The sequence below is a fragment of the Frankia sp. Hr75.2 genome (assembly GCF_949319125.1).
GTDB classification, from domain to species: Bacteria; Actinomycetota; Actinomycetes; order Frankiales; family Frankiaceae; genus Parafrankia; species Parafrankia soli.
On the sequence record NZ_CASGGV010000202.1, the window covers coordinates 1 to 804 of the forward strand.

The following is an 804-nucleotide window of genomic DNA, read 5'->3' on the forward strand; positions in this document are numbered from 1 at the left end:
TCGGGCCGGAGACGTCGATCGACAAGGTGCTGCTCGCCACCGCCGAGCAACGCCTGTACGACACCGCCCGCGACCTGCTCCCGGGCACCATCGAACTCACCGACACCCGCTGGCGCTCCGAGTACCTCTACTCCCGCGCCGCCACCATCTACGGCGGAACCGCCGAGATCCAGCGGAACATCATCGCCCGCCGACTCCTCGACCTCGGCAAGGAATAACCATGGACGCCGCCGAACGCGAACTCCTCACCGAGACCTTCCGCAAGGCCATGACCGGCACCACCGGCGCCGCCCTCGACACCGCCCTCACCGACCTCGGCTGGCCCGAACTCCTCACCGAGGAACCCGACACCGCCATCCCCGTCGTGTTCACCCTCCTCGGCGAAACCGGCGCACACGCCCCCATCCTCAACGACGTCCTCCTGCACGCCACCGGACAACCCCTCGGTGGCACCCTCCCCCTGCCCTACACCGGCGGCACCTGGCTCACCTGGGAACGCACCGACCCCAGCCAGCCCAGCGTGATCGACCCCGCGCTCCCGCTACACACCACCAGCACCGGCGACCCGAACCTGCCCCTCGCCGCCGGACAACGAGCCCTGGGCTGGTGGCTCCTGGGCACCGGCCGCACCATGCTCGCCCTCACCCGCGAACACGCCCTCGCCCGCACCCAGTTCGGCCGGCCCATCGCCTCCTTCCAGGCCGTCCGCCACCGCCTCGCCGAAACCCTCGTCGCCCTCGACGGCGCCGAAGCGACCCTCCACACCGCCACCACCACCGCGGCAACCACCGCCACCGACGACAT

General features: G+C 71.1%; 2 protein-coding genes. Both read left to right on the forward strand.

Features of this window, described 5'->3' with window-relative positions; genetic code table 11:
• Window positions 1-218 (forward strand): acyl-CoA dehydrogenase family protein (locus AC559T_RS15005; RefSeq protein ID WP_498869120.1); only part of this gene is annotated, 218 nt, incomplete at its 5' end.
• 2 nt (window positions 219-220) lie between these two features.
• Window positions 221-804: acyl-CoA dehydrogenase family protein (locus tag AC559T_RS15010; RefSeq protein WP_498869121.1), on the forward strand; the 584-nt coding region annotated here is incomplete at its 3' end.